Source organism: Stenotrophomonas sp. YJH_SMC_33, assembly GCF_059372295.1.
Genome location: NZ_JCAFVJ010000011.1, coordinates 100,261 through 126,623 on the forward strand (window position 1 = coordinate 100,261; position 26,363 = coordinate 126,623).

Here is a 26,363-nt window from a genome sequence, read left to right on the forward strand (position 1 = left end):
TGAGGGGAGGGAACAAACGGCAGCCGAAGCGATTGGCGGGTTGCTCGCGATTGTCAATCAAAGTTTATTGCATTGCAACAATGAGCCGGTCAGGGCAGGCCGCCTGGCGACTGATGGCTGCCCGGAGCAGGGGCGTCGGTACCCGACGCTGCCCGGTTTTCCAGCCTGGCCAGGCGCGCGTGCAGGGCATCGATGCGGGCTTCGAGCGCCGTCACTTCGTCGGCGGTGGGTACATGCAACCGCTTGAGCACGCCCTGCACCTGGTCATCAAAGGCCTTCTCGACCTTGTTCCAGGTGCCCGAGGCCTTCTCGCGGGCTCCGTCCAGCGAGCTCTCGACGTTATCACGCCAGCCCGGGCCCTGTTCGCTGCTGCGCTCACGGCGGCGGGCTTCCCAGGCTTCGCCTTCCTTCACCAGGCCGTCAAAGAAGCGGCTGCCTTCGGCCTGTGCACGGCCGAGAGCGCCAAGACCGGCCAGCCACACCTGCTGCGCCGAGTCACTCAGCTTGCGCGAAAAGCGCTCGGCCTGGTCACCGAAAGAGGCGTCGTCGTTGCGGCGGTCGTCGTTCTCGTAGTGGTTCATCGCAGTTCCCGTGGGAGTTGGGCCTGCCCCGAGAGTAGCGCGCCGTGGCGTTGCACGGCCGTGATGGCCGCGGCCGGGGTTCAGCCCAGCTTTTCCTTCAGAACGCGCTGTATCTCGCCTTCGACCATGCCCTTCATCGCCGACAGCAGGAAGCCCAGCTTGGCCGTCACGCGCACGGCGCCTGGCTGCAGTTCGATCGCGCCGTCCACGCCGCTGCCGGAGAAGTTCAGTACATCGGCGGTCCACGACGACTTCAGGCCGAAGCGCTCGGACAGCTTGGCGGCGACCTGCTCGATCGCGGCGCGCGCCTGCGCGTCGGGCAGGCCGTGGGCGTGGCGGACATCGATGGTGGACATGCAGGCTCCTGGCGCAGGGCGGGGATGATCAATGAGGGCGAGCATTGTGCGCATCGAGGGCCTCCGCGCCAAGCACTCATCCTGGGTTCTTCTTCGTTGGCGACCAACCTGCTAGGCTGCGCCGCGTGCAGAACCTGCTTGTTCACTTCAGCCAACAACAACAGCCCGACCAGCCGCTGCGGCTCGGGGTGCAACGCATCGTGCGCCAGGCCAACGGCAGTGTGCGGCTCGGCGATGCCGGCCATGGTGCCCTGTTGCTGGCGCAGTTCTGCCTGGATGATCGCGGCCTGTGGCTGCAGGTCGGCAACGGGATCCGCGGCATTCATGTGAACGGTCGACCGGTGCGGCGCATGGCGCTGCTGCGTGCGGGCGATGCGGTGTATGTGGACGGCGTGGAGATGGTCCTGCAAGGTGAAGTCGAGAGCCTGCTGCAGGCGCCTGCGCCGAAGAACGAGGAAGGCAGCGACGAGCAGCAGCGGCTGTTGCGCGGAGTTGGCGGCCTGCACCACGGCCGCAGCTTCACCCTGTCGCGGGCCCGCCTGATCGGCCGCGGCGGCGACGCTGACATCGCTATTGACGATCCGGCCTTCGCCGAACGACACGCCCGCGTGGAAGTGCATGGTGATCGCGTGCTGCTGCGCGATCTGGGCAGTGCCGACGGCACCTGCGTCAATGGCGTGGCCGTGCGCCATTGCTGGCTGCAGGCCGGCGACCAGGTGGTGTTTGATGGCCAGCACCGGTTTGTGCTGGAAGTGCCGCATGACCCGCGCCGGCGCCCGCTGCCGGATGAAGACGAGTCCAGCCAGGACGCCGAGCAGGCGCCGGTGCTGCCGGCCGTGCCGCGCAAGGTCCGGCGCTGGCCGTGGCTGCTGGTCAGTGCGCTGCTGCTGGCCGCGCTGCTCAGCCTGCTGCTCTGGTTCGGCGCGCGCTGACGCTAGTGCCGGCCGCTGGCCGGCAACCGCCGCCCCTGAATCCGTGAGGTGGCTGGCCAGCGGCCGGCACTACCCGGTCGCGTTGCCGATGGATTCCAATGAAACCAAATTTCCCTTGCGCCACAAGGCCGCAAGGCTGGTGCGCTGCGGCATACTAGGGGTCTTGCCCCACAGGTGTGACATGACGCGCGCGTTCAACTTCAGTGCCGGCCCTGCGACCTTGCCGGAATCGGTCCTGCGCCAGGCGCAGGCGGAAATGCTGGACTGGCACGGGTCCGGCGCTTCGATCGTGGAAATGAGCCATCGCGGCGCGGAATTCATGTCCGTGGCCGCCGAGGCCGAGGCCGACCTGCGGCGCCTGCTCGACATCCCCGACGACTATGCGGTGCTGTTCCTGTCCGGTGGTGCCACCACCCAGCAGGCGTTGATCCCGCTCAATTTCGCCGCCCCGGGCCAGCGTGCCGACTACGTGGTCAGTGGCCACTGGGGCAAGACCGCGGTCAAGCAGGCCAGTGTCTACGTCGACGTCAACATCGCCGCCAGCAGCGAGGCCGATGGCTATCGCACGCTGCCGCCGCGCGCCGGCTGGCGGCTCTCGCCGGATGCCGCCTATGTGCACGTCACCGCCAACGAGACCATCCACGGCGTCGAGTTCCGTGATGTGCCCGATACCGGCAACGTTCCGCTGATCGCCGACTTCAGCTCGTCCATCGCCAGCGAGCCGCTGGACGTGCGCCGCTACGGCGTGATCTATGCCGGTGCCCAGAAGAACCTGGGCCCGGTCGGCATCGCGGTGATGATCATCCGCCGCGACCTGCTCGAGCGCAGTGGCCAGCCGCGCGCGGACATCTTCGATTACCGTTCGCATGTCGCCCGCGATTCGATGCTCAACACCCCGCCGACCTGGAACTGGTACCTGGCCAGCCTGGTGTTCAAGTGGATGCTGGCCGAGGGCGGCGTGGCCGAGTTCGCCAGGCGCAATGCCGCCAAGGCCGCGCTGGTGTACAGAGCCATCGACGGCTCCGGCGGCTTCTACCGCAATGAAGTTGCACATGCGGCCCGTTCGCGGATGAACATCCCGTTCTTCCTGCCCAACGCCGGTCTCGATGCCCGCTTCGTGGCCGAGGCCAAGGCGGCCGGCCTGCTGGCGCTGAAGGGCCACAAGGTCGTCGGTGGCATCCGTGCCTCGCTGTACAACGCCATGCCGCTGGCCGGGGCCGAGGCGCTGGTCGCCTTCATGGCCGATTTCCAGCAGCGTCACGGCTGAGCAATGAACGGCGCGCACCGTCGGGTGCGGGCCCCGCAACAAGGAATTCCGATGGCAAGCAGCAAATCCAGCAAGAAGGCGCCGAAGAAGGCCGAACCGGCCAAGGACAGCGCGCCCGCCAAGGCGAAGGGCAAGGCCAAGGCCGCCTCGAACCCGGCACCCACCCTGGCGCCGCTGGCGCTGGCCGATGTGCGCTCGAAGATCGACCAGATCGACCGCGACATCCAGAGCCTGATCGCCGAGCGCGCGCGCTTCGCCCATCAGGTCGGCAAGGCCAAGGGCAAGCTCGCCGCCGCCGTCGACTACTACCGCCCCGAGCGCGAAGCGCAGGTGCTGCGCATGGTGGTGGATCGCAACGAAGGCCCGCTCAGCGATGAGCTGCTGGTGCACGTCTACCGCGAGATCATGTCGGCCTGCCTGGCCCAGCAGGAGCCGCTGAAGATCGGTTACCTCGGCCCGGAAGGTACTTTCAGCCAGCAGGCCGTGCTCAAGCACTTTGGCCGCTCCGCGCTGGGCCTGCCGATGGCCAGCATCGAGGAAGTGTTCCAGGAAGTGGAAGCGGGCAACGCCGATTTCGGCGTGGTGCCGGTGGAGAACTCGGGGCAGGGCACCATCCAGATCACCCTGGACATGTTCCTGACCTCCAACCTGAAGATCTGCGGCGAAGTGGAACTGCGCGTGCAGCAGTACCTGATGTCGCGCAGCGGCCGCATCGAGGACATCGAGCGCATCTACGCACATCCGCAGTCGTTCATGCAGACCTCGGCGTGGCTGCGCGCCAACCTGCCGAAGGCCGAGAAGATTCCGGTGTCGAGCAACGCCGAGGGTGCGCGCCGTGCGCGCAACGCCGACGACGCGGCGGCCATCGGCGGCGAGAGTGCCGGCCACGTGTACGGCCTGAAGAAGGTGGTCACCAAGCCGATCCAGAACGATGCCGACAACACCACCCGCTTCCTGGTGGTGGGCCGCAACATCTTCCCGACCTCCGGCCACGACCGCACCTCGGTGCTGGTGTTCATCCATGACAAGCCCGGTGCGCTGTTCGACGTGCTCAGCCCGTTCGCCCGCCACGGCATCAGCATGAACCGCATCGAGTCGCGGCCGTCGCACCATGGCAAGTGGGAGTACGGCTTCTTCATCGACCTGGCCGGCCACATCGACGACGCGCCGATGCAGGCGGCGCTGGCCGAACTTGAAGCGCACTCGGCGCAGATCAAGGTGCTGGGCTCCTATCCTGTGGCCGTGCCCTGAGTGCTGCTTGGGCGGCCCCGGCCGCCACCCCCTGATGCATCGCCGGCGGGCTGCCGGCGTTTACGGAATTATCGAACGATGAGCAACGCGCAACACTGGATCGCCCGCAAGGGCCAGCCCCTGCAGGGCAGCCTGACCATTCCCGGCGACAAGTCGGTCTCGCATCGCTCGGTGATGTTCGCCGCGCTGGCCGATGGCACCTCGCATATCGAAGGCTTCCTGGAAGGCGAAGACACCCGCGCCACGGCGCGCATCTTCAGCCAGCTGGGGGTGCGCATCGAAACGCCCAGCCCGTCGCAGCGCATCGTGCACGGCGTCGGCATCGACGGCCTGAAAGCGCCGGATGCACCGCTGGACTGCGGCAATGCCGGCACCGGCATGCGCCTGCTGGCCGGGTTGCTGGCGGGCCAAGCGTTCGACTGCACGCTGATCGGCGATGAGTCGCTGTCGGGCCGACCGATGCGCCGCGTCACCGGCCCGCTGTCGCAGATGGGCGCGAAGATCGACACCCAGGATGACGGCACGCCGCCGCTGCACGTGCATGGCGGCCAGACGCTGCATGGCATCGACTTCGCCTCGCCGGTGGCCAGCGCGCAGATCAAGTCGGCGGTGTTGCTGGCAGGCCTGTACGCACAGGGCGAAACCAGCGTTGTCGAGCCGCACCCGACCCGCGACTACACCGAACGCATGCTGTCGGCGTTCGGCGTGGACATCGAATTCTCGCCCGGCAAGGCCCGCCTGCGTGGCGGCCAGCGCCTGCGCGCCACCGACATCGTGGTACCGGCAGACTTTTCCTCGGCCGCGTTCTACCTGGTGGCGGCCAGCATCATTCCCGGCTCCGAGCTGCGCCTGAAGCAGGTCGGCCTGAACCCGCGCCGCACCGGCCTGCTGCACGCGCTGCGCCTGATGGGGGCGGACATCACCGAAGAGAATCCTGCCGAGCAGGGCGGTGAACCGGTGGCAGACCTGGTGGTGCGCTATGCCCCGCTGAAGGGGGCACGCATTCCGGAGGAATTGGTGCCGGACATGATTGACGAGTTCCCGGCGCTGTTCGTGGCGGCTGCAGCCGCCGAAGGCCGGACCGTGGTCAGTGGCGCCGCCGAGCTGCGGGTGAAGGAATCCGATCGCCTTGCGGCGATGGCCACCGGCCTGCGCGCGCTGGGCATGCAGGTGGACGAGACCGAGGATGGGGCCACCCTGCACGGCGGTGTGCGCCTGGGCAGCGGCACCATCGAAAGCCACGGTGACCACCGCATCGCCATGGCATTCGCCATTGCCGGCCAGATCAGCGATGGCGAAGTGCGGATCAACGATATCGCCAACGTCGCCACGTCCTTCCCGGACTTCGATGGTCTGGCCCGCAGCGCCGGGTTCAACCTGGCCTGATCGGCATCGCGAGCACCGGGCCATGCCCGGCGGATCGCATTGCCCGGCAGGTGCCAATCTTGGTTGGCACGCTCACATCTCCCGGTAGGTGCCAACCTTGGTTGGCACGCTTTCCGCATAAAAGGACGGAGGCCGAAGCCTCCGTCTAAACATCACGAACCCCTCGTTCGCGATCAACGCTGCTCGGTACGGAAATCCACCGGGACCCGCACCACGCTGGCTACTGCGCGGCCATCCTGCACCGCGGGTTGGAACTTCCAGTTCTGCACGGTGCTGAGCACCGCACGATCCAGATCACGACTGCGCTCGCCGCTGCGCGAGACGATCGCAGCGTTGGCGACATTGCCGCGGGTATCCACATTCAGGCTGGCGATCACGCTGCCCTGCACGCCGCTACGCAGCGCGGCGGCGGGGTAGGTGGGCATGCGGTTGCTGGCCAGCGGGCGGGCTTCACGATTGCGCACTACCGGCGCGGCCTTCCGCGAAGCAGTAGCCGGGGTTGCCTGGCGCGCGGCAGGCGTCGCTGCGTCCGTCACCGCCGCCTGCTCGGGGGCCGGCAGCATGCGCTCGCCGACCGGCGCAGGTGCCACCTCTTCCTGGCTGGAATGACGCAGCCAGAGCAGGGCGGCAGCAAACATCGCCACGATCAGTGCGATCCACATCCAGGGCGACGCGTTCTTGTGCTGTACGCTTGAGTCCCGCTGCAACCGCGGCGAATGAAGGTCTTCGTGGGTGGTAACAGCCATCGCAAACTCCTTCCGTCAATGGACGACATGGGCAGTGTTGCCCGAGCCACAGACGGAAAGTGTCAGCGTTGCGTCAACATCACCGGCAGGGTTCAGCTTGCCTGCTGGGGAGCGTTCAGTTACTGCGTCTTGAAGTCGAACGGCACTTCAATGCTGCCAGGCACGGCCTGGCCGTTGCTCTGGGCCGGGGTGAATCGCCAACGGCGCACGGCGTCGGTCGCGGCACGGTCGAGGTCGCGTGAACCGCTGCGCTGGATCACCGTGGCGTTGTTCGGATAGCCGGTGGCGTCTACATCCACGCGTACCACCACGGTGCCGGTTTCACCGGCGCGCAGGGCGGCGGCGGGATAGGACGGTGGCGGCGACTGACCGGCAATCGGCATCGGCTGGCTGTTGCCGGTGGCCGCCGGCGCAGGGCCCGGTGCGGCCGGGGCTGCTTCAGCGATCGGGGCGGGCGGTGGCGGGGCGGTTTCGACCAGCTTCGGCGCTTCTTCCTCGACCGGGGCCGGCTTGGCATCGGGCATGTCGCTGGAACCGGCCGCAGCGGCCAACGGTTCCGGGAGGGGCTCGACCTGGGCGGTTTCCTGCGGGGTCTGCGCGGCCGGGTCGGCGCGGAAGAACTCCTTGTTGCGGCCGGTCAGCCAGACCAGCACGAACAGCAGTACGCCCACGCCGAAGGCGATGCCGGCGATCTTCAGGGCGTTGCGCGGGATATGCACAGTGAAGGACTTGGCGGACGACGAGCGGGGTGCAGACATGGACCGGACCAGTACGGAATGGCTCGATTCTGCCACGGCGGGAATGAACCGGGCGGCAGAAATCCGTATAACAAGCGATAATCCCGTTCCTGATACCCACCACGACACCTGCCATGCTTGATCCAGCCCTGCTCCGCCACCAGCCCGCCGACCTCGCTGAACGCCTGCGCACCAGCCGCGGCTTCGAGCTCGACGTGTCTGCCCTGGAGGCCCTGGAGGCTGATCGCAAGCGCATCCAGGTACGTACCCAGGAACTGCAGAGCCTGCGCAACAGCCGTTCCAAGGCCATCGGCCAGGCCAAGGCCAAGGGCGAGGACGTTTCGGCCATCATGGCCGAGGTTGCTGCCTTCGCCGACGAGCTGAAGGCCTCGGAAGTGGCGCTGGACGAGCTGCGCGAGAAGATCGAAGCGATCTCGATGGGCATTCCGAACCTGCCGGCCGATGACGTGCCGGCCGGTGCCGATGAGAACGACAACGTCGAGCAGGCACGTTGGGGTACCCCGCGCCAGTTCGATTTCAAGGTGCTCGACCACGTCGAACTGGGCGCCCGCAACGGCTGGCTGGACGGCGAGACCGCGGCCAAGTTGTCTGGCTCGCGCTTCACCGTGCTGCGCGGCCCGATCGCGCGCCTGCACCGTGCGCTGGCCCAGTTCATGGTCGACCTGCACACCGGTGAGCACGGCTACGAGGAAACCAACGTGCCGCTGCTGGTCAACGCCGATTCACTGCGTGGCACCAGCCAGCTGCCGAAGTTCGAGGACGATCTGTTCAAGACCGCCGTGGGCGACTCCACGCGTTACCTGATCCCGACCTCGGAAGTGCCGCTGACCAACATCGTGCGCGACGAGATCGTCGAGGCCGAGCGCCTGCCGCTGCGCATGACCGCCCACTCGATGTGCTTCCGTGCCGAGGCTGGCAGTGGTGGCCGCGACGTTCGCGGCATGATCCGTCAGCACCAGTTCGAGAAGGTCGAGCTGGTCTCGATCTGCCGCCCGGAAGACAGCGACGCCGAACACCAGCGCATGACCCGCTGCGCCGAAGTGGTGCTGGAGAAGCTGGGCCTGCCGTACCGCAAGGTGCTGCTGTGCACCGGCGACATGGGCTTCTCGGCCATCAAGACCTACGACCTGGAAGTCTGGCTGCCGTCGCAGGAAACCTATCGCGAGATCTCCTCGTGCTCGAACTGTGGTGACTTCCAGGCCCGCCGCATGCAGGCGCGCTGGCGCAACCCGGCCACCGGCAAGCCGGAGCTGGCGCACACGCTGAATGGCTCGGGCGTGGCCGTCGGCCGCGCGATGATCGCGGTGATGGAGAACTACCAGAACGCCGATGGCAGCATCACCGTGCCGGAGGCCCTGCGCCCGTACATGGGTGGCCTGGAAACCATCGCCTGACAGCCGGCGATTCGCGCCGCCGCCCGAAGCTTAGGCTCGGACGCTACAGATCCATGTAGAGCCGAGCCTATGCTCGGCTGCTCCTGCCCCTGGCGGGCCGCATTGATTATCGGCGCTTCGCGCCGCCGCCCGAGCATAGGCTCGGGCGCTACCGGGTTTCTGCTGCCCTCAGCTTCTCCAGCGGCACCCATCCCGGTTCGCCGGTCTCCGGCACGCACCATGCCCATCCATTGAGCGTGCGCATTCCTCGCAGCAGCTGCCCCGGATCCACATCCAACTCCCGCGCGCAGTAATCCTCCGTGGCATAGGCGTCACCCTGCGCATTGCGACCGATCACCGGCGCCGGCACGAAACCGGGCTGCTGCCCCTTGGCCTCGCACAGGAACCAGTCTTCCCAGCCCTCCGGGCCTTCATAACGTTCGCCCACCACCAGCGCCTGGCCACGGCGCAGGGTGATCGGGTGCGGAAATTCGCTGCGGTGCGCAGCCGTCACGGTGTAGTCCATGGCCCCAGCCTAACGCGCCCACAAAAAAACGGCCCCGCAAAGCGGGGCCGCCAGGGGGGGCCGGGATGGGGGAGGGGATCCCGGCCCGCGTTCAGCGCCCAGACGAGGAGAGAGGGGCGCCGAACGCTGGGACGCGTTATGCGGCGACGGGTTCGGCCGCTTCGTGCGACGGCAGCGCCGCCAGCGCACCGGCAATGGCGTCTTCACGGTGCTGCGGCGAATAGGCGATGCCTTCGGCGCGCACGAATTCGATCTCGTTGATGCCCATGAAGGCGAACACCTGGCGCAGGAACGGCTCCTGGAAGTCGGCCGGCGAGTCGGTGTAGATGCCGCCGCGGCTGCTGGCGATGATCACCCGCTTGCCGCCGGCCAGGCCCACCGGGCCGTTCTCGGTGTACTTGAAGGTGCGGCCGGCCACGGCCACGCGATCGATCCAGGCCTTCAGGGTGGACGGGATGCTGAAGTTGTACATCGGCGCGCCGATCACAACGATGTCGGCCTCCAGGAACTGCTGCATCACCTGTTCAGCATCGGTCGCTTCAGCGGCGTCGGTCCTGGCCAGCGAGCTGCTGCGCAGATGCGGTACCGGATTGGCGTCAAGATCGCGATAATCGACCTGCAGGCCGTCGATCTGGCTGGCGAGGCGGGCGACCACGGCGGCCGACAGCTGGCGCGAGACGGAGTTGTCGCCAAGCACGCTGGCGTCGAGATGCAGAAGCTTCATGGCAGTCACCTGTGTTCTGGAAGGAGGGGCGGGTTTGCCGCCGACGGAGAGAACGATAGGTTGTTGCAAAGGCGGAATAAAGGTGGTTGAATGCCACGTATTGTTCTAGATATGGAACTCGGGCATGCATGACCTGAATGATCTGTACTACTTCGCGATGGTGGTCGACCACGGCGGGTTCGCCGCCGCCGAGCGCGCACTGGGTATTCCCAAGTCGCGCCTGAGCCGCCGCATCAGCCAGCTGGAAACCGACCTGGGCGTACGCCTGCTGCAGCGCTCCACGCGCCGTTTCGCGGTCACCGATGTCGGCACCAGCGTGCATCGCCATGCGCAGACGATGCTGGCCGAGGCCCAGGCCGCCCGCGAAGTGGTGGACCGCCTCAGCGCGGAGCCGCGCGGCGTGGTGCGCGCCAGCGTGCCGGTGTCACTGGCGCAGATGCAGCTGCCCAAGCTGCTGCCCAAGTTCCTTGAGCAGTACCCGAAGGTGCGGCTGCAGCTGAACATCAGCAACCGCCGCGTGGACATCATCAACGAAGGCTACGACGTGGCTCTGCGCGTGCGTTCGCGCCTGGATGACGACGGCAGCCTGGTGATGCGCAGCTTCGGCCAGGTGCAGGAACTGCTGGTGGCCAGCCCCAAGTACCTGGACCGCGCCGGTCGCCCCAAGGACCCGGAAGAGCTGACCCAGCACGTCACCCTCAGCATCAGCGAAGACGAAGCCCGCCAGCGCTGGGAACTGCATGGCCCGGAAGGCGAAGTGCGCCGGGTCGACCTGCAGCCGCGCGTGGCCGGTTTCGACTTCCCGTTGCTGCAGAGCATGGTGAAAGACGGTTTCGGCATCACCATGCTGCCGGAAACCGTGTGCGCCGACGCCGTGCGCAACGGCGAGCTGGAAGTGGTGCTACCGGACTGGTCGCTGCCGCAGGGCGTGTGCCACGCCGTGTTCGCCTCGCGCCGGGGCCTGCTGCCAGCGGTGCGCGTGTTCATCGACTTCCTGGCCGAGCATCTGCCGCCGCAGCTGGAGGCCTCGCGCCTGGATTGCGGTGGCGCCTGTGAAAAGGCCAAGGAGCGGATCAAGGCCAGTGCGCTGGGTGCGCTGGCGGTGGATGCGGGCTGAGGCACCTACCCGCAACTGCACCGCTAATCTGTGAAACGGTAGCGCCGGGCCATGCCCGGCGTTGCTGTTTTCCGACGATCAGTTCCGGCCGAACAGCCGGTCCCAGAAGCTGCGGCGTCGCGCTGCGGCCGGTGGCGGTTCGGCCGCAACGACGGGCGCTTCCAGCACCGCCATCAGTTCCGCGCTGCGCGGCTTCTTCAGGAAGCGCGCATAGTCCAGATAGCCGGTCACCTTGCTCATGTGAAGGCGTTCGGGCATTGCCGGCAATGCGCCGCCCTGCAACAGCACCCGCAATGCCTGCGGGCGGTCCAGGCGGATCGCCTCGTACAGGGCGGTGCCGCCGCAGCCCGGTTCGATCTGGTTGGCGCGCTGCGGCGCATCCTTCAGCAGGTCCTGCAATGCCTCCGCGTCGTCTCCTTCTACCGCAGCCACCAGCCGCGCCAGCGCCTCGGCTTCCGCAGGGGGCAGGTTGTCGCGATAGGCCTGGTCGGCAATCTCGCGCTCGTCGCGCCCATCGCCGCCCTGGATGCACAGGAAATCGGTGATCAGGGCGACCGGAATGCCAGACGTATCCAGCCCCCAGTAGCTGGGATAGACACCGTCGCCCCAGCCGCTGGTGAAGACCACCAGGCCGTGCGGCGAGTTCTCCCCCCAGGGGCGGTATTCGACGCCTTCGTCCAGGCCATCGTGGTCGATCAGTGCATCCGACCATTCACTCTCTTCCTCGCCATCGGCCTGTTCGATCAGGGCCAGCAGCGCCTGCTGGGTGTCGGTGTCCATGAAACAACCGATGCCAGCGTCGACCGGATAGCCGATGAAGCTGTCCTCATCCAGGCCGGTCAGGTCCTGGGTGGTCCAGCGCGCCATCTGCCAGTGCAGGGCGGTCGCGGTAAGAGCTTCGCGGGGCTTGAACCAGACCACGGCCAGGGCCGGGCGGCCGCTGTGCACGATGATTTCGACCGGGTGCCGGCCCAGCGGGGCGGTGTAGTCGGCCAGCGCAGGCGCCTCGGCCTGGACCAGCGGATCGCAGACCACCAGCTGCCCGCTGCTGACCGGCAGGTGCCCCGCAAAGGTGCGGTGCAGGGCCACAGCGGCCAGCTGTGTATCGTCCAGCAGGCAGGTGCGCAGGTTGGCCAGATCGAGATGGGCCATGGCGGCTCCGAGTGCGGTGAAGGCTCCCACCGTGCCGGATGCGAAGGGCAGGGGCAAGGTGGTCTTGGGCAAATGCCCTTCACGTGCGAGAATACGTCGCTGCCCGGGCGACCGGGACCCGATTGGAGAGATGGCCGAGCGGTTTAAGGCACCGGTCTTGAAAACCGGCGAAGGGTTAAACCTTCCGTGGGTTCGAATCCCACTCTCTCCGCCACCTTTTCGAACAAGTCATTGATTTTGAAAGATAAAATCATTCGACTCTAAATTCGGTATGCCAGCTGGTATGCCGCGCCCGCTTGGGCATACATGGACAGATCTGGACGCCACCTCTGGCTCACAGAGGCTGGGTTCGTTCGACGCTTCGGGGGCATTCCAAGAGTTGCATTGCTCAGTCTGGGGCGACTTCGCGAAGTCTGCGGTGGCCTCTCGTGATCGGCAATCAGGGAGTCCTGATCTCTGCCCATGGCACGGGGAGGCTCAGCAGTGAGGGAAGTTGTGGGCGCAGCTGCCGACTCCCTGGCTATGCTTACTCAAGATCGTCGGAGGCGTTGGTGAGGCGGACGCAGCTTCATCATTGAGTGTCGTGAAGTCTGCAAAGCGGTCAGCTAACGGCGCTTCTTAGGCAAAGTGGCCCCTTAGTACTTCCGGCTGTCTCCCGGCGAAACTTGGGCGGGTGATCGCACGAGCCTGAAGCAGATAAAGCGTTGCATTCGGATCATCTGCTGTCGCAAATAGCTTGCTTAGCCCAGAGGTCTCCTGAGCGGGACTTTGATTGCTTGGGCCGTAGGTCGCACCGTTCTTCGCCGCGTTCGATCATGCCGATGTAGATCCTGTGGGCCCAAGCCGCTTCCGCGAAATCTTCGTATAAGAGTCCAAGGGCCCTTCCGAAATCCCTTACTCTGAACAAGTAGCTGTCACCGCGAGCGAAAGCCTCGCGCCGGGATTGTAGTGGCACCATCGGGATGGCCAAAGAGCGGATCACGGCCAGCGCGCTTTGCGCATTGGCCGTGGAAGCGGGCTTCCGTGGGCGACGTGTGCCGATATCTTCTAGAGGATGGTCTCAAGCTCACCTGCTTTGAGCCGATAGCGCTCTGTGGTACTACATTTCTGGATTGCCTTTATCTGCCACGCAGCGTCGTATGTCATTTGGAATGGAGCTCTTGGGAATGGATAAGCTCAACTTTGGTGTCAACTCTCGTATTGCCACCTTGCTTAGCAATGAGTACTCATCAACGGAGCGGGCGTTGATTGAGCTGATCGATAACGCCTGGGACGCTGATGCAACGAGGGTACTTGTGGATATCCCAGAGCCTCTCTCCGGTAATCCCATCGTCGTCTCGGACAATGGGAACGGAATGACCGTTGACCAGATCCGTACCCATTATCTGCAGATCGCGGCTGACAGAAGGCGACGCTCCGGCGACAGCTCCATTCGGTTCAAGCGGAAGGTCAAGGGCAGCAAGGGCATCGGCAAGTTCTCTGGTCTGATGGCCGCCGCCGAGATGCGCGTTGATACCGCCGTAGGAGGGCGGCGAGTGAAGCTGAGCTTCACCCTCGAGCAGCTTAAGGATGTTGATGGAATCGATGAACTGGAGATTCCCTACACAGTGTCTGTAGAGGATGAACATGTGCAGGGCACAACCATCACGCTCTCTCAGCTCAGGCAAGGGGGAGCTTATCCAGACGCCGTTGAACTAAGGCACTTGTTAGTCCAGTCCTACGGGCGGCGTCAAGACATGGTTATCGAGATCAACGGCAAACCATTAGACGTCGACGATGTTCAAGGCCATTTTGAGGAGAAGGCAATCAGTGTTCCAGGTGCCGCGGACCTGACTGTTCGATTCGCCCTGAGCGAGCGAAAGACCGGCATGAAGAGTCCGGGAATTCAGATCCGCGTGGGCTCGCGCATTGTGGGGCGGCCTTCACTCTTTGGGCTCGACCAACGTGGAGATATCTCGCCTAAGTTGCTGAAGAAGCTCTATGGCGAAATCGACCTAGAAGGCGTGGTGGACGCCAATGTTGCTAGCTGGGAGACCCTTGTTGCTGGTGACCCGACGTGGGCTCTCGTACAGGATCGTGTCAGGGATGCTCTCTATGAGAGCTATCAGGCTCGCTTCAAGAGGCATATGAGTTTGGCCCGAGCCCGGTTGCAGCAGCAGTTCAACAAGAGGATGGCCGAGCTCCCCGAGTACAAGCGTGAGTTCGCTGATAAGGCGATCATGAAGGTGCTTAATCGGTACTCAGACGAGCCTCACGAGAGGGTTGCCCCCATGGTCGCGGTTCTGCTTGATGCTCTGGAGAGCAGCGACTACCGGCTTCTGCTCGAGCATATTGCGGGGGCCTCAAGCGCCGATGTCTCAAAGGTTGCAGACTCACTCAACGACTTTGGTCTGGCTGATATGGCCCATCTGGTTGACCAAGCTCGAGCTCGGACGGCTGTTCTTGATGCGCTTGAAGACTTGTCCCGGGACAAGAGTACGCTAGAAGCTACTATGCATAGGGCGCTGGAGAGCAATCTTTGGGTGTTTGGTCCGGAGTTCGCCTTGTTTTCGTCCAACAAGACCCTGCGTCGAATGGTGGAGGAATACTTGGACCAGAAGTACACCGGCGCCAATGCTACCGATCGGCCAGATTTGATGCTGAAGCAGAACTTTGCGGGAGAGTATCTGCTCATTGAATTCAAGCGCCCGGCGCATACCTTGACTGTCTCTGACTACCAGCAAGCAACTGGCTACAGGCATCACTTTGGTCCCTTCACATCTAGGCGTATCCGTGTCTACGTGGTTGGGGGGGATCGGGGCGCCTTTCCAACGAGCAACTTGGAACCGGACGTCGTAGGTACTTCATTTTTTGACGTCATCTCAATGGCGCGAACTCAGCTCGACTGGCAGCTCAAGTAGATCTTCAAAGGCCTGGATACGCGATGACGAACAGTAAGCCAATCCATGAGGAGCAGTGCCCTTTCTGCAAAATCGGCGTCTTCGTAGACCGAGTGGGGCGCAATGGGCACTTCAGGAGCTGTTCGAGCTATCGGGGCTGCGAGAGAAAGCCGAGAAAGCGGCGCTGAAGGCGTGGGTTCACTTTCAGTCCTTTCGCCGTCGTTTGACGCAGCTGTCCGAGAGGACAGCTGCGTCTGTGGACGATTCCCGCTTCCTGGCTCTTAAGGTTCGCTCAACTAGGGGTTTGTGCGTCGCGCCAGCCGGTCAGAGTCGGCTTTGCTGGCCAGACAGCCTGTGTATCTCTAACACGTCGGTGCTTCTCGAATGCACGCAATCTGCCGTCCTCCATTCGAGACAATGGCTCTTCGGGACAGTCGCGGCGGGAGAGGGCATCTTTCAGGTCCGACCATGTACGGTGCAGCCGCGGATTGTATGTTTCTATTGCCGACACGAACGGTTCAAAGATCCTCTGACGTAGCATGTCCGCTGCCCGCATCTGCTCAGCAGCTAACTCTCCCCTCTTGGCATCGATCGCGCTGAGCGCCACGTCCAAAGTATCAATCACCCCGGCCGCCTTGTAGTCATTCTCAACCAACTTCCATACTGACCCGGCAAGTGGGCAGTCGGCGAGCCATAGGCGGATTTGAAAGACGCTCTCTATGACTCCCTCGATAACCGGATCAACTGCCGCCGTGAGCTCTCCAAGATCTCTGTCCTCAAGGAGACGGTTGATCATGATCTTCCAGGCATCGGGAAGCCAGTTTGCATTTGTACCAGCTTGGAACCGGAGCAGAGTTAGATAGGTATCAAACAGGGACTTCTGAGGGAGGGTGCTCAGTAGTTCAGAAACTGCATCTTCCTGATGGCTTAGTACTTCAATCAAAGCGAGAGAGTGAAGTTCATGATCCGGCCTAGTGGCAATGTCAAGCACGAGATCCGCCCATTTGCCGCTTCGATGGTGAGTGCCGTACCACCATAGCGGTTGGGGCCAGCCACAATGGACATAGATGCACGCAGCGAAAAGTTCTTTGCCAAGCAACTGCTCTACTTCGGTCGCATTCATGAGAAGAATGGAGCTTTGGTCAGTGCACCATCTAAGCACTGGAGCTGGAGCGTTGTGAGTGGTCAATGCTACAGCTTTGAGCCAGAGCAAGTCCTGCTCACCCGAGCGCAATGAGGACAACACGAGGACGGCCTCACGGAGGGGCAGCTCAGTCCATCTTTCTATCAGTCTGGAGATGGTGACAAGGCGCAGCCCTGTATCTCTGACAGCCAATAGAGCCGAGACCAACCGGTATCGGCGCTCATTGGCCGCTAGTTCAAGTAACGGCTCCGTAACGCTGAGCTCGTATTCGTCGAGCGTGAAGGCATCAACCCTTCGAATGATTCTGTTGATCCAAGCCTCCAGCGCATCGCCCATTGCAGATGTTGGAAGCTGCTTCATTGCGTCGTCTACCACCGCGTTGAGGCGGCCGTCACGAAGCGCGATGGTATGTGGCATGCAGTCTAGTGCTCTCGGAAGCAGTCTGGCGAAGAGCTCCCATGGCGGTGACTTGCCGAATTCTTCCACGCGATTGAAGAGAACAAGACGGGTGTAGAGGACGCTTGCGCAGCTCGGAACCCTGAGCTGATCTTCAATGATTGAACAAATTCTCTCGCGGCGAGAAGGATCAAGTGTGGCCCATGAGTGAGCAAGTGCCTTCAGTAGGCGGGCACTCATTGCTGGAGTGCGATCGCGGGCGATCAGGTCCAGGATACCTTCATCGTCCTGGCGGTCTGTCGAGATCCAACAATTGGCAGTGAATGCTCGAATTGTTGCCTCGTCCGCTCGAAGCAGTCGTTCAGCTGCTCTCGCCGTCAGTTGCTTGGGCTCTCTTGCCAGTGCCTGCAGGATCCTTTTCGACAAAGCTAGGTCGAGAGCAATGGAGCGGCCATCCTCAATCGCATCAAGGTAGGGTTGGACGGATTCCAAGGTAGGTGGCGTTTCAAAGAAATTGTAGTTACTCGAAATGAATCCGATGCCTGAATCTACGTCGATCTGCTCCAGACTGATGACCATGTCCTCTGCGATCCAAGGCAGATCGTCGCGTAGCTCTTGGGGTAGTTCATCCACAAACTGAACAAGAAACGCAAAGCAGCTGTCCCGTGTCGCCGGGAACTTTGACCTGGTTCCGAGCTTCGCCAACTCAAAGAGGCCTGCACCATGGTGACCTTGGAAGGCCAGCCGCATCCAGCGAAGGTTCTGCGCTGCTGCAAGAGATGTGATTGGGGAAGCGCAACCAAGCCCTCTCTGAAGTTGCTCAAGGAGGAGAGCTCGGTCCTGTGGAATGTCCGGTACGGCCAGTGCCTGGGCTCCAGCACGGAGATAGGGGTGCGTGAAATTGAAGTCACTCTCTTCGGCCCAGAGAACGCGGCGCCTTTGGAGTATGGTAAGTGCAGCCCGCGCCTGCTGTGATAACTCGCTGGGGGCCTCGTAGGTGGGAGGAGAGGCGGGGTTCCAATCTCCCCCCAAAGAAATCGACGCAAACTCTTCCACGAAGCCAGGGCGCTCCTCGCTTGAGCTGATCATGTACGCGAGATCTGGTTCGCTGATAGGTCGATGAATCTCAGTTCCTATCGCGGCTGCGATCAGTACGCTCCTCGCACCGGTATGCTTTTCAGATAGAGATCGCGCAAAGTCAATTGCATCTCGGCGTGACTGTGCCAGGATCTCGGAATCGGTTGGCGCGTTTGGGAGCTCGCTCCAAGTCTGTGCCAGGTATGCAAGCGCGCCCGGCTCGCAAAGCTGGTCGCTCTCTTCGATGATCTTGTCCACAGCGGAAATCGTTGCTTCTGAGAGTCCCTGTGCTTCAGCAGAGGATCTCCAAATTTCTGTTGCTACCGAGGTGGGTAGGCGCGCGAGTGAGGTCCAGGATTTTGAGCCTACCCGACAACTGACCAGCTCGCTTGTGCCGCGTACTTGGAGAAGCACATTCTCTGTCTGTGCGACGATCAGATAGCGTCCAGCTCGGAGGCGAGCAGACAATCGCGCCAGATCTGCCATTACGGCACTGGGGTTCTCGATAGGTTCGCGAGAGCCGAGGGGGTCGTCAAGGATGTATGCTCGATGCCCATCCACGGGGTCTGTGAGGTAGCGCTCGGCCTCATCAACGTGGCTTCCGGTTCTGACCGCGACACCATCGGCTTGGAGCACTGATCCGATTGTGAACGAAGTCCAGGTCTTCCCTGCACGGGGAGGGCCGGCCAGCAGCAAGCAATGCTGATCCCTCAGAACTTGCAGCAGCGCATCCTCGGTTCCGCGATCAATATAGTTTGCTGGGCGAAGTTGAGTTGGGGCATGTACCCTAAGCAGCTCTAGGAAGCCGGGGACAACGTCCTGCTGGCTTCTTTTTGCCTGAGCGATCATGTCTGTGAACCTGGCGATGAGTCCACGGATAGAGGGCGTGTCGAAACGTTCTTCCTGCAGAATTCTGTGTAGTCGGATCTCTACAGACTCTGCTGTCTCGCGCTCGACCAGCGCTATCTTTCCAAGGGCTTGGCGGAAGTGCTCCTCGCTCCGGAGCGCAACATCGGCTTGTTCTTCGGCGCGCTTGATATCCAGCGCAGTTACCTTTTCCTTCGGATCTGCTGCTTTCGTCAGAGTCGAGACGGACTGATTGATGACCGCTTGACGAACGGCCTTGGCTAGGCGCCGGCTCGCGTGCCTGGCCTGTGGCCTGTCCAAGCGGTTCTGGGGCGTCAAAAGCTCCACTAGGTCGTCACAGACCCTGGAGCTTAGTACGAACGCGGCGTAGGTCTCGCTCTCATCCATCAGCCGCCGTAGCAGGGATGGAGTGTCTTTTCTGGCGGGGTAGTGGGCCAAGTACTCTGCAAGCTTGGACGCTGAGAGAGCCTCGGAGCCTCCCTTCACCTGCACTTCAAGGGTACAAGGCGTGGCGCCTGGCCAAATGATACGTGCGTCCTCTCCTGCCTCGGGCTCAGGTACCAGTGAGCAATTTCCATTCCGGCCTAGGGCCAATGCTGCTTCAACGCAGATCATGTCCTGGAGCAAGAATTTCTCAGGGCCGGTGATCGCAATGTTCATTCGCTACCTCTAGATGACGCTTTCCGGATCATTCCTTGATGCTTCCCATTGCTTGGGCACACACAAACGGGCCTGCATGTCGCTTAAGGCCAGCGGGATGTTAAGCCTCCAGTGCAGCTATCTGATAGCCCATCCAGGCACGGTAGCTGCCCATTGTGCCCGTGAAGGCTGCCCGATACTCGTAGAACCGATTCAAGTAGATCTGCATCACGCCTTGATGCTGATAGGGCTGCTCACCATTCAGGCCCTTGTCGAACAGGCGCTGGGGGTTCTTGCCTTGATCGGTCTGTCCGTGCCAATAAGGTTTGTAGTCTTGTCCGCACTCCTGCTGATAGCGGAACGAGCAGACCGCAGCCACTACGTCGTAGATGGCTGTCGTGGTCTTGCGCTGTCGTAAACGCCGTTTTCAGTCCAGGAGCGTCCCTGGTCGGACCTTGAGGGCTTGGGCGATCCGTTCGATGTTGTAGATCGTAACGTTCTTCTCGCCGCGTTCGATCATGCCGATGTAGGTCCTGTGGACTCCGGCTGCCTCTGCGAGCTCTTCCTGAGAGAGCCCAAGAGCTTTCCTGAGGCGTCTCACATTGCCTGCAAAGACGCTGACCAGATGGGTTTCATGGATTGCTCGGGCCATCTAAGGATGGTCCGAATTTGAATACCATGATTCGACATACTACGATTAGCGTTCAGGGGGCTGAGAGTGTTCACCTCTGAGCTGGCCGCGCCTGCTCTGCCGGGGAATTGCCTCGCTTTGGGTTGCGTCTATGAGGCGTGCTCTCTCAATGGCGCAGGCCGGCGCTCCACCCCTCTTGCGTATCGAGTGACCCGAGCATCCCAGCGGCGCGGGTTAGGGAGGCACTCCGCTGATCAGTCGTTCACTTCAATCAACAAGGAGCAACACACTATGGGCGTCATCCTCTACAACCTTCTGATGACCTTTTTCCTGATCCCCCTGACGATCAGGGCGTACTTGAGCCTGAAGAACAATCGGCTACCGCTACCGCACTTCCAGAACAACGTGGTGGTCAACCGGGTCAAGCTGCAGAAGGCCATCGGAATCTGGTCACCGATCCTGTTCTGGGTCTTCCACAGCGCCTGGCTGATGTGGAACCTGTCGATCGATGCGTGGATCGGTGTCCTGGCGACGATCGCCTATATGGTCTCTAGCGCCATGCTGTCGGGCCAGATCAAGGCCAAGCAGATCGGTGTGATCCCTGAGCAGGCTTCCAGCGGGAGCGACCAAGCCTAAACGAAGTGGGGCGCTCGCCCAATAGCTGGCCGCTCCACCTAAGCAGGAGCAAAGAGTAAAAAAAAGACGAGAGACGGGCAGAAGGCAGCCTGGGCTAGAGCAAGAGCCACAGAGCTATGGGCTAGAGCCAGTGTGCTAGAGGCGGATGTGAGCGGCTGTTTGCGAGCTCGTTCCCGCCGCCGACAAGCCGCTGATCGGCTGATCCGGTGTGCTGGGTACTACGAGCGACTGGCGTCGGGACTGGAGGAGCCGATGTAAGAAGTCGACTGGTTGCCGTATTAGCCGCATCAGTTCAATGCAAGGAAGGGTTGGCAGGGGGCCGATGCCCCCTGCCAACGATCAACTTACTTTTTTCTGAGACTGCCGATTCGACGAGTCAATTTTGAGGTGCGGGGCGCACGAGAAGCGCCGCGCTCTAACCAGGGCGTGGCGCACTTTTCTCGGTTGCGGCTACGTCAGAAGCTGCCGCTGAAGCTGGCGAACAGTGCGATGTCCCGGGCACGCTTCTGTTCGGCCGAAGCGCTCAGGCCGATGTTGCTTTGCAGCCCGAACAGCTCCGTGCGCGCGCCCATGATGGCGGTCGCATAGTTCTTGTCGAAGTTCAGGCCCGGCACGCGGTACATGCCCACGTTCGGCAGGCTCTGTACCCAGGCGCTGGCCTGCTTGGTATCTTGGAACTCGGGGTCGTAGGTAACTTGCACATACGGCTTGACGCTGCCGCCGTCGAAGCGGGCCGCCGCACGTGATCTCGCGCCATGGCCTGCTGCCGTTGCCGCATGCGCATGGCGGCCTGCCTAGCTTCGACCCCGCCACGTTGCTGCCGATGAACCTGCGCCAGCGCCTGTACGCGCTGCGTGGATTCGCGTGCCAGGTCCAGGCCGACGGCCTGCCGTGGCAGGGCGTGATGGACCGTATTCGGCCGCACGGGCAGGCGCTGTGGTGCAACCTCGATGAGGCCGACCAGCGCCGCTTCCTGCGCCATATGGTGCGCTATTGGGACGTGCATCGCCACCGCATCGCCGAAGAGGTCGACGCGCAGCTGCAGTCCCTGCAGGACAGCGGCCAACTGCAGGGACTGCCTGCAGCGCGTCTGCCGCGAAGGCGATGCCCTGCAACTGTCCGGCCGCGATGCCTCGGGCAATGAACAGCAGTGGACGATCGGCGGGGTGATCAACGCCACCGGCGTGGAAACCCGTGCCAGTGCCTTGCGCAATCCGTTGCTGCAGCAGCTGCAGGCTGATGGGCTTGCCCGCCCCGGTCCGCATGGGCTGGGGCTGGACGGCTCGGTGCCGGGAGATCGCCTGTGTGCCGCTGGTGGCCAGCCGCAAGCACGGCTGGGCGTACTCGGCAGCCTACGCATCGACAGTCTGTTGGAAAGCCTGGCAGTGCCGGAACTCCGACAGCAAGCCCGACAGTTGGCAGAGCATGCGCTAAAGGAACTCGGCCAAGCCTAGAACTGCTCCCGTTGAGAGCGCATCACTCAAGCACGCAATCACATGGGTCTGGCTATTGGCGCCTGTGGGGAGTGGCGCCATTGAGCCCTCAGAGCCGAGCACCTGATCCCTGAAAAGGCTGGAGTCGACCTCAAGAATAGACTGCGAGAGCGAGCATCTGATGAGCCGGGATGATCTCGACGTGCTTTTTCTCAACATAGTCCTTGCCATGGCAGCAGCGCTTGTACTTCTTCTCACTACCGCAGTGGCAATGTTCGTTTCGACCCGGCCGTTCAGCCGCAGAGCGTGAAATCTGGATTGTGGAAAACTCAAGGCTATGGAACTGGCTGACCTTCATTGTTCGGGCACGAATAAGCTCGCCGATCTTCCTCACCGCTGCGAATCCGGGTTCGTCATCGCTACAAATCGGGACACATCGCTTGTCGTGCGGATGATCAACCGCAGAGATGTGATCCAAATCCATCTCGCCTCTGGCAATTCCATGTGCCATCACACCGCGATAGAGGTGTCCCCGCCTATGCGGACAGCTGAATAAGTCCATATCCTGACCGCAAATACTGCATTCGAAGTACTCCACGACCAAGCCCTTGCTAAAGAAAATCTTGTATGGATATGCCTTTTCCAGTTGGAGAAGTTGTGATTCGAAAGTGTCAACTTGAATCGATGACCACCGTTTGATAAGCCTGAGCAAGTCAAGACAGTCCTGCAGGGAGCACCAGGAATCTGCGCACTTTGACTGTGCGATCAGGCGCCAAATGGCCGCGTAGGCTTCAAGGAAGTCCAGGCACCGATCGAGTACGAAAAGATCATCGAGCGTAGCGTCCGAGGCATGTTTACTGCCTTCTCGAGCGCGAGCGACAATGTCGCGCATATGCTTCAAATCGCTTCTGAGCGTCGGATTTTCGTCCAGTATTGCAAGTTGCTGGAGCACTTGAACCCTGCTTATCCTTAAAAGTGCCCGTGCACGCGGAGAACTAAGGGGCATCGTTGAAGAAGTTGTTCGCATCGAACTTATCCATAAGCTTTTTGACGCCAGCAGAACTTCCTTCATATTCGAAGCGCTTAACCTTCTTGGATGCTTTGTCCTCATAGATGAGCGAAAGATGGACGCGGGACTCTTCACCTCTGAGAGCCCCCTTCGCGCGATCGTATAGATAACTCGATAGCATGTTGAGGAACAGCTGCACCGACGTATCGCCCGCCAAGTAGATCAGTGGTAGCCAGATGTCCGAGCTATGTAGCACGGCTTTAGGGCTTTTGGATGGAAACGCCAGAGCGATATCGGGGTGCTGAGATCTGACCCATTTCAGAAAGTCACCGGCGTCGGGCTTCATGCCAAGCGTGCCGTCGTGTCCGATTGGCTCCTGCAGGAGAGCAATTCCTGAGCGCGGCAGCGCCCCGAGCTGAAGCAGTGCCTGATCGTTGTTCACATCGCTCACTGACGATTGGCACTCACTTGCAGTGACGTCCATCTCGATCCCCCCGTTACTTCATTCAATGCGATTTCTGCCAATAGTCGGCTGGACAGCGGTCAATGGCAAGATAGTTCGGCGTTCCACGGGACCTCACCTCCTAACGCTAGGCCGAATCCGGCCCAGCGTTAGGGAGGGGGCAGAACGCCGGATTTTCTACTTTGAAATGCACCGGGAATTGGGGGGGGGCAGTCTCTATCTCAGTGAAGCCCTTCGAACGAGGTCAGATGGCCCGGACCCACGCCGCCCACCCTTCGGCTTGTTATGGCACAACGGATAACTCGAGCACGACCGGAAGGCCCCGTGCGGCCCATTGCGGTCCACGAACACGCCCACCTTGCACACCGGGCAGCGCTCTTCGTGGATGGCCGCGCCTGAAATCGCGGTCACTTCCACTGCCCCGTCCTCCACCAGCTCATCCAGGAACGGCGAGTGCCTGCCCTGCACGGTGAACATCGCAACCGAGCGTCGCGCACGCGTCAGCGCCACATAGAACAACCGCCGCTCTTCGCTCAGTGGATAGGTATCCCCGTCCGGCATTGCCAGCGAAAGCACCGGGTCATCCGCACGCAGGCTCGGGAAGCTGCGGTTGATCATGCCCGGCAGGATCACGTAGTCCGCCTCGCGCCCCTTCGATCGATGGACGGTCAGGAACTCGACGTCCATCGTGCTGCCAAAGGCCGTCTTCCAATCCGAAGGCATCGCACCGCGGTCCGCGCGATACCGCCCCAGAACGAATACAGTCACGCGCCCGTTGAGGCCCTGCGGCACTGCACCTGACAGCAGTTGCCGGTGCAGCGTCGCAAGGTATTGGCGAACACCATCCTGCACCTCCTCACGCCGGTTCATCTGGAACGCCTGCAGCACCGGACCCATTGCCGGCGCAGCAGAACGGACCTTCTTGCCGATCTGCGCGGGGTTGCGGCTGATGAAGCGGCTGGAAACATCACACAGTGCCTGCGGGCAGCGGAACGTCTGCTCCAGTTTCAGCACCTGGCCATGCCCCATCCACTCGCGGAATCCGGTCATCACCGAAACGTCGGCGCCAGCGAAGCGATTGATCGACTGCCAGTCATCGCCCACCGCAAACAGATGGCGGCCCGGTTGGCTGACCAGCGCACGGCAGAGGCGCGCACGGGCGCGCGAGGCATCCTGGAATTCGTCGGCCATCACCAGATCGTAGGGTGATTCATAGTGGCCCTGTTCCAGCAGCCCGGCGGCCATGTTGAGCATGTCTTCGAAATCAATGCTGCGCTCGTCAGCCAGTGCATCGTCCCAGGCCTGGAAAACCGGCCCGGCGATCTCCAGGAAGCGCCGGTAGCGTTCCTTGAACTGATCCTCAGGCATCTGCCGCAGGCGTGCGGCCATGTCATCCAGCGTCAGGCAGTTGCTCTTGGCATGCGCAATGAAGGTGCGCATCAGGCCAATCAGGTCTGCATCCGGCATCGGCTTGGCGCCCTGGTCAGGCAGCTCGCGGTCCGGGTTCGGGTCGAGTTCAACTCCAGACGCACCCAGCCGCTCGGCAAGGTGCTGCAGGGCCTGTCCACTGCGCAGGCCAAACGAGGTCGTCTCGAACAGGGCAGTGCCGCGCGCCATATGCTGCTGACGCTTCCAGTGCATCCCTTCGCTGTAATCGGCAAAGTGCGGCGGCGGCTGGCCATTGGCATCCAGCGCGAAGTGCTCGTGATACAGCCGGGCGTCCGGGTAGTAGAAGTCCGGACGATACTGGCGGTGGGTGTCTGTCGCGGTATCGAACTCGTAGCGGCGCTCGTAGTCATACGCCACGCCGTTGTAGAACAGCCAGTCGGCGATGACGCACTCTTCCAGGCTCTTCACCCGCTCGCCCTGCAGGGTACGCATGTAGGGCGCACCATCGCGGTCGTAGCCATCGGCCATCATGTCGGCACCCAACGGCGGCAGATCGCGTCCGAACACCAGGCGGAACATGTCCCACTGGGTGCGGAAGTGGGTCGAGCGGTCCTTCAGGTCGTCCACCAGGTCGGCCAGCTTGTTGAAGCCCAGCGTCGCGTCGATCGCCCATTCCGGGATATCAGGCTTGCGTCTCGTGGCTTTGGCGATGATGGCCAGGCCGAGGGCGTGGAAGGTCCGCGCCTCGACCACGATGTCGCCCATGCCGAGCCGATCGAAGCATCGTCGCGCGCGCTCCTCCAGTTCGTTCGCGGCGTCCTTGTTGAAAGCGAGCATCACGATCCGTCCGGGCTCCACGAAGCCGCGATCGATGGCATAGGCGGCCTTGGCGACCATCGTAGAGGTCTTGCCAGAGCCGGCTGCGGCCACGACCTGCACCCGGTTGTCGAAGCAGATGACGGCGCGAGCCTGCTCCTCGGTCAGCGGCCTGCTCTCGACCCGGTCCAGGAAGGGCTTGGCCAGACCCAGTTCGCGGGTCGCCATTGCCTCATTGGCGTCCGCCCACACGGCGGGCCAATCCAGCTGCCAGTCGTGCAGTGCGTCCAGCGCCATGCGGTGGCCGGGCGCGTGCAGGTCGTCGTGCACCTCCTCGTCGAGGAACAGCTGCTCGAGCTCGGCTGGCGGGAGGGGCAGGGTGGGGCGGTCGGCCAGCAGCGCCTGCTGCTGTTCGTGCGTGATCCAGCGGCGGCCGGTGGTGCCTCGGTCGGCAAGCGCATCTGCCTCGGCCAGCCACGCCTGGATCTGCGCCAGAACGTGCTCAAACAGTGCCTTGCGCCCCCGCTTGGAGCGCGCGAAAAGCACGTGCTGCACGGCAGCCGCAAGCCGGGAGCCCTGGCTGTTGGGCAGCCCATCCACGGACAGTGCCTCACCGCGCTCGGTCGTCAGTTCGACCCGGGACCAGAGTACGCCGCGAACGACCCGCACGCTGTGTTCGTTCGCTACATGCTGGCGGTACTGCCTGCCGTCGATCAAAAGCGCGACCTGTTCGCCATCCAGCCGCAACTGCCAGTCCGGCGAGCGGGTCACACGCTGGCCCCAGCCCGAGGGGCGCCATTCCATAGACATCCAGA

The 26,363-nt window shown here is 62.7% G+C and carries 21 protein-coding genes, 1 tRNA gene and 2 pseudogenes; 10 read left to right on the forward strand and 14 right to left on the reverse strand.

From position 1 onward, the window contains the following. Nucleotides 1-89 precede the first annotated feature (89 nt). Both AC5P9W_RS16040 and AC5P9W_RS16045 read right to left on the reverse strand, forming a co-directional pair. Complete coding sequence (locus AC5P9W_RS16040) at nt 90-581, reverse strand: phasin family protein (protein WP_111098176.1); 492 nt, start codon at nt 579-581, stop codon at nt 90-92. 80 nt (nt 582-661) lie between these two features. Next, complete coding sequence (locus tag AC5P9W_RS16045) at nt 662-937, reverse strand: polyhydroxyalkanoic acid system family protein (protein WP_019660329.1); 276 nt, start codon at nt 935-937, stop codon at nt 662-664. Between the two features lie 125 nt (nt 938-1,062). On the opposite strand from AC5P9W_RS16045, the gene AC5P9W_RS16050 reads away from it, so the two are divergent. The 4 genes from AC5P9W_RS16050 to aroA all read left to right on the forward strand — a co-directional run bounded on the left by AC5P9W_RS16050 (nt 1,063) and on the right by aroA (nt 5,773). Further along, nucleotides 1,063-1,869 (forward strand): FHA domain-containing protein, encoded by an 807-nt coding sequence (locus AC5P9W_RS16050; RefSeq protein WP_197575223.1) that lies wholly within the window; start codon nt 1,063-1,065, stop codon nt 1,867-1,869. A 181-nt stretch (nt 1,870-2,050) separates the two neighbouring features. Then, on the forward strand, nt 2,051-3,136 hold the full coding sequence (gene serC / locus AC5P9W_RS16055; protein WP_180832417.1) for a 3-phosphoserine/phosphohydroxythreonine transaminase: 1,086 nt from the start codon (nt 2,051-2,053) through the stop codon (nt 3,134-3,136). A gap of 51 nt (nt 3,137-3,187) precedes the next feature. After that, nucleotides 3,188-4,387 carry a prephenate dehydratase gene (gene pheA / locus AC5P9W_RS16060; RefSeq protein ID WP_019660326.1) on the forward strand — a complete coding sequence of 400 codons (1,200 nt, stop codon included), beginning with the start codon at nt 3,188-3,190 and terminating at the stop codon, nt 4,385-4,387. 78 nt (nt 4,388-4,465) lie between these two features. Beyond that, the gene (gene aroA / locus AC5P9W_RS16065) at nt 4,466-5,773 is read left to right on the forward strand and encodes a 3-phosphoshikimate 1-carboxyvinyltransferase (protein ID WP_021202773.1); all 1,308 of its coding nucleotides are present in this window, start codon (nt 4,466-4,468) and stop codon (nt 5,771-5,773) included. A 173-nt stretch (nt 5,774-5,946) separates the two neighbouring features. On the opposite strand, the gene AC5P9W_RS16070 is transcribed toward aroA, so the two are convergent. Together AC5P9W_RS16070 and AC5P9W_RS16075 are read right to left on the reverse strand one after the other, a co-directional pair. Beyond that, the gene (locus tag AC5P9W_RS16070; protein WP_019660324.1) at nt 5,947-6,519 is read right to left on the reverse strand and encodes an energy transducer TonB; all 573 of its coding nucleotides are present in this window, start codon (nt 6,517-6,519) and stop codon (nt 5,947-5,949) included. Between the two features lie 119 nt (nt 6,520-6,638). Continuing rightward, nucleotides 6,639-7,277 carry an energy transducer TonB gene (locus AC5P9W_RS16075; protein ID WP_495219355.1) on the reverse strand — a complete coding sequence of 213 codons (639 nt, stop codon included), beginning with the start codon at nt 7,275-7,277 and terminating at the stop codon, nt 6,639-6,641. Between the two features lie 113 nt (nt 7,278-7,390). On the opposite strand from AC5P9W_RS16075, the gene serS reads away from it, so the two are divergent. Continuing rightward, nucleotides 7,391-8,671 (forward strand): serine--tRNA ligase, encoded by a 1,281-nt coding sequence (gene serS / locus AC5P9W_RS16080; protein ID WP_021202775.1) that lies wholly within the window; start codon nt 7,391-7,393, stop codon nt 8,669-8,671. Between the two features lie 148 nt (nt 8,672-8,819). On the opposite strand, the gene AC5P9W_RS16085 is transcribed toward serS, so the two are convergent. Together AC5P9W_RS16085 and AC5P9W_RS16090 are read right to left on the reverse strand one after the other, a co-directional pair. Beyond that, nucleotides 8,820-9,176, reverse strand: a complete 357-nt coding sequence (locus AC5P9W_RS16085) for an SH3 domain-containing protein (protein WP_021202776.1) — start codon at nt 9,174-9,176, stop codon at nt 8,820-8,822. 136 nt (nt 9,177-9,312) lie between these two features. Beyond that, on the reverse strand, nt 9,313-9,900 hold the full coding sequence (locus AC5P9W_RS16090) for an FMN-dependent NADH-azoreductase (RefSeq protein ID WP_171952781.1): 588 nt from the start codon (nt 9,898-9,900) through the stop codon (nt 9,313-9,315). Nucleotides 9,901-10,024: 124 nt separating this feature from the next. Here AC5P9W_RS16090 and AC5P9W_RS16095 point away from each other — a divergent pair, with 124 nt between their 5' ends. Beyond that, nucleotides 10,025-11,017 (forward strand): LysR family transcriptional regulator, encoded by a 993-nt coding sequence (locus AC5P9W_RS16095; RefSeq protein ID WP_005410175.1) that lies wholly within the window; start codon nt 10,025-10,027, stop codon nt 11,015-11,017. Nucleotides 11,018-11,095: 78 nt separating this feature from the next. On the opposite strand, the gene AC5P9W_RS16100 is transcribed toward AC5P9W_RS16095, so the two are convergent. Beyond that, entirely contained in the window at nt 11,096-12,169 is a 1,074-nt protein-coding gene (locus AC5P9W_RS16100; RefSeq protein ID WP_329842123.1) for a DUF4241 domain-containing protein, read from the reverse strand. 124 nt (nt 12,170-12,293) lie between these two features. On the opposite strand from AC5P9W_RS16100, the gene AC5P9W_RS16105 reads away from it, so the two are divergent. Beyond that, a tRNA-Ser gene (locus AC5P9W_RS16105) sits at nt 12,294-12,383 on the forward strand. A gap of 952 nt (nt 12,384-13,335) precedes the next feature. After that, nucleotides 13,336-15,069 carry an ATP-binding protein gene (locus AC5P9W_RS16110; protein WP_329842121.1) on the forward strand — a complete coding sequence of 578 codons (1,734 nt, stop codon included), beginning with the start codon at nt 13,336-13,338 and terminating at the stop codon, nt 15,067-15,069. Nucleotides 15,070-15,340: 271 nt separating this feature from the next. Here AC5P9W_RS16110 and AC5P9W_RS16115 read toward each other — a convergent pair whose 3' ends face one another. From AC5P9W_RS16115 to AC5P9W_RS16125, 3 genes are all read right to left on the reverse strand, one after another. Beyond that, nucleotides 15,341-19,192, reverse strand: a complete 3,852-nt coding sequence (locus AC5P9W_RS16115) for a hypothetical protein (protein WP_329842120.1) — start codon at nt 19,190-19,192, stop codon at nt 15,341-15,343. A 100-nt stretch (nt 19,193-19,292) separates the two neighbouring features. Continuing rightward, nucleotides 19,293-19,550 carry a hypothetical protein gene (locus tag AC5P9W_RS16120; protein ID WP_329842119.1) on the reverse strand — a complete coding sequence of 86 codons (258 nt, stop codon included), beginning with the start codon at nt 19,548-19,550 and terminating at the stop codon, nt 19,293-19,295. Nucleotides 19,551-19,598: 48 nt separating this feature from the next. Beyond that, entirely contained in the window at nt 19,599-19,823 is a 225-nt protein-coding gene (locus AC5P9W_RS16125) for a helix-turn-helix domain-containing protein (protein ID WP_049407076.1), read from the reverse strand. A 270-nt stretch (nt 19,824-20,093) separates the two neighbouring features. Here AC5P9W_RS16125 and AC5P9W_RS16130 point away from each other — a divergent pair, with 270 nt between their 5' ends. After that, nucleotides 20,094-20,438 (forward strand): hypothetical protein, encoded by a 345-nt coding sequence (locus tag AC5P9W_RS16130; protein ID WP_329842118.1) that lies wholly within the window; start codon nt 20,094-20,096, stop codon nt 20,436-20,438. 455 nt (nt 20,439-20,893) lie between these two features. On the opposite strand, the pseudogene AC5P9W_RS16135 reads toward AC5P9W_RS16130, so the two are convergent. Continuing rightward, nucleotides 20,894-21,169, reverse strand: a pseudogene (locus AC5P9W_RS16135) (autotransporter domain-containing esterase); the annotation flags it as partial. On the opposite strand from AC5P9W_RS16135, the pseudogene AC5P9W_RS16140 reads away from it, so the two are divergent. Further along, nucleotides 21,166-21,892: pseudogene (locus AC5P9W_RS16140) on the forward strand (FAD/NAD(P)-binding protein); the annotation flags it as partial. The pseudogenes AC5P9W_RS16135 and AC5P9W_RS16140 overlap by 4 nt on opposite strands. Before the next feature lie 130 nt (nt 21,893-22,022). On the opposite strand, the gene AC5P9W_RS16145 reads toward AC5P9W_RS16140, so the two are convergent. From AC5P9W_RS16145 to AC5P9W_RS16155, 3 genes are all read right to left on the reverse strand, one after another. Continuing rightward, nucleotides 22,023-22,823, reverse strand: coding sequence for a YecA family protein (locus tag AC5P9W_RS16145; RefSeq protein ID WP_329842116.1), 801 nt, complete (start codon nt 22,821-22,823; stop codon nt 22,023-22,025). A gap of 43 nt (nt 22,824-22,866) precedes the next feature. Next, complete coding sequence (locus AC5P9W_RS16150) at nt 22,867-23,364, reverse strand: hypothetical protein (RefSeq protein ID WP_329842115.1); 498 nt, start codon at nt 23,362-23,364, stop codon at nt 22,867-22,869. Between the two features lie 195 nt (nt 23,365-23,559). Continuing rightward, nucleotides 23,560-26,352 (reverse strand): UvrD-helicase domain-containing protein, encoded by a 2,793-nt coding sequence (locus tag AC5P9W_RS16155; RefSeq protein WP_329842255.1) that lies wholly within the window; start codon nt 26,350-26,352, stop codon nt 23,560-23,562. Nucleotides 26,353-26,363: the final 11 nt, after the last annotated feature.